Origin of the sequence: Acidithiobacillus sp. IBUN Pt1247-S3 (assembly GCF_041146875.1) — a bacterium.
Classification (GTDB): domain Bacteria; phylum Pseudomonadota; class Gammaproteobacteria; order Acidithiobacillales; family Acidithiobacillaceae; genus Igneacidithiobacillus.
Window position 1 is genome coordinate 1 of record NZ_JBFRXP010000054.1, and the last position, 2316, is coordinate 2316.

Annotated in this window: 3 protein-coding genes; all 3 read left to right on the plus strand. The window is 58.3% G+C overall.

Going from position 1 to position 2316, the window contains the following annotated elements; all coding sequences use genetic code 11:
• A partial coding sequence (locus AB4090_RS14925) for a PilZ domain-containing protein (RefSeq protein WP_369574668.1) occupies positions 1 to 614 on the plus strand: 614 nt, incomplete at its 5' end.
• 2 nt (positions 615 to 616) lie between these two features.
• Positions 617 to 844 (plus strand): hypothetical protein, encoded by a 228-nt coding sequence (locus tag AB4090_RS14930; RefSeq protein ID WP_369574669.1) that lies wholly within the window; start codon positions 617 to 619, stop codon positions 842 to 844.
• A partial coding sequence (locus tag AB4090_RS14935) for a diguanylate cyclase (protein ID WP_369574670.1) occupies positions 807 to 2316 on the plus strand: 1510 nt, incomplete at its 3' end. The genes AB4090_RS14930 and AB4090_RS14935, both read left to right, overlap by 38 nt.

Consider the following 2316-nt stretch of genomic DNA (forward strand, 5'->3'; position numbering starts at 1 on the left):
TCTTTTACACGCCAGAATCCGGGGACGGAGGAACTCTGTGTCACTTTCGGCGCTGGGAAGGGCGAGAGCTTCTCCTAGAACCTGTCAGTCCTTTGCTCGGAGAAGAGATCCAGCTCCGCAAGCCCCTGCTCTTTGTGTTGGCACGACCGCAGATTTTGGGGTTCTTTGCCGATTGGAAACACAGTGCCCAAGGATTGCACTATTTCGACCTGCCCACCCGGGTACTCGCCCGGAAAGCCCGAGAGCGGCGACGGGTACCGATTGAAGGAAACATTCTGATGCGGGCCAAAAATGGCCGCACGCTCTACGGCAAGCTGCACGATTTCAGCCCGGGGGGCGCGTCGATGTTCCTGGACCAGGATTTCTTGGAGCCTGGTGAGATGGTGCTGGTGGAGTTTGAAATCCCCGAGTGTGGTGCCTGCGAGACGGTTGCCACCATTGCGCGCCGGGAGCGGATCAATCACCCACTCTATCCCTATCTGTACGGCATTCATTTTCAGCTGACGGAAGCGCAGCAGCGGAAAGCCGAGCACCTGTACCTGTGTAAGAAGGGGGAGCAGATCAGGAATGTGGTGAACTCAGCTCGCGATCGTTTTTCCGGCAAAACTTTCTAGTAATGCGCAAGATCTTCCCGCTCGATACGGCACGAGATGCGCGTTGGCGTCGGCATTGCCTGGATGAGCTCGCCAAACGCTGGCGGATGCCGCCAGAGCAGATACTGGATACGTTGCTGCTGGAGGCCTATCTCCAGGTAATTGTTGATGCGGCACAATCACGTGCGCAACCCGATTGGGAAGGGATGTCCGATGCAGCGGAAAGAGGTGAAGATGGAGGAATTCCCTGAGGAACTGCGTTGGTTGGATGACGACCTAACGTTCTCTGAGTGTGCCCAGCGCGATCTACGCCGCTTGGGAAGGGAGTTGTGGGCGCATTTTCCCCCTATCACGGCAACCATTGCCCAGCACTTTGCGCCGCAGTGCACGGATACAGCGCAGCAGACCCCAGATTCCCCCTATACCGCAGAGTGGTTCGGGCACCTCTTTTCGGGCAGGTATGATCGCCCATTCTGGCAAGAACAACTGGCGATTGGCGCACGCTTGGCAGCCACCAATGTCCCGGGCCAGATTCTCGCGCATGTATTCACAACATTGCGCACCTTACTGGTTGCGCAAAATGAGGATGTGATTCCGGCAGGGATCCGTCCAGGGGCATGGGCGAGCGTCTTGCGGGTGCTGGATGCCTGCCAGTACGTACAACACTTTGGCCACGAACGAGAGCGGCGTCACGCAGCGCTGCGGCAGCTGCGAGGATTGTTGCAGGAAGTGGACTTCGAGGCTTTTTTTGCGGAAGCCGCACGACTGGCCTGTGGGATTGCCGAGGCTGATGGCGCGGGATTGATTCTGCGGGAGGAAGGAAGGCTCCACTACCGGCTCTTTCATGGCTTGTCCGCGCGCTACCAGGAGCTCGGCCAGTGGGAATTTCCGGAGACTGCCGGGGTGTCGGGTGCGGCACTTGCGCGCGGCGAGCCCGTCTATGTTCCGGATTATCCTGATAGTCCCTGGGCGATGCAGGAGTTTGTTGCCGCCGGACTCCAAGCCAGTCTGGCGATTCCGTTGCCCCCGCTGGCAGACGAAGAGATACCAGGCGTTTTGGTGATCTCCTGGTTTCAGCAGCCCGCGTCGCCCCGGATTCCGGAAGACGCGTGGGACCATTTACGGCTCCTCGCGGATCTGTTGGGCGCGACCCTGTACCGGGAACGGCTGGAGCACCGGATGGAAGGTTTGGCCACACGAGATTTGTTGACGGACTTGCCCAACCGTCGCGTGGTGCAGGAGCGTTTGCGGGCCGCCATGTCGCGTTCCGATCGGCATCAGCGATTGTCCGCCTTGTTTTTTCTCGATTTGGACGGATTCAAGCCGGTCAATGATCGGCTCGGGCATCACCGGGGGGATGAAGTGCTCTGCACGATTGCCGATCAGTTATGCACCGTTGTCCGTGCCGAAGACTGTGTGATTCGCTATGCGGGCGATGAGTTTTTGGTCATTCTGGAAGACATTGCCAATGTCGAAGAAGTGGAGTGTATTGCCTCAAGGCTGTTACTGGCCGCGCAGTGCTCTGTCACGGATGCACAAACCCAGCTACGGGTCAGTGCCAGTATGGGGGCAGTGATTTATCCCTTTTCCGATGGCGGTGCCGAGGAATTGATCCGGCAGGCGGATCTCGCCATGTATGCGGCCAAAGAGACCGGTGGCAATACCTGGAAACTGTATGGGCGAGATCTCATAGAGGCGCAACAACAAGAAGAGTCCCTGTATC

Excerpts from the sequence above, each read along its gene's own strand:
- AB4090_RS14930 (WP_369574669.1), top strand. The coding sequence starts at position 617 with ATGCGCAAGATCTTCCCGCTCGATACGGCACGAGATGCGCGTTGGCGT.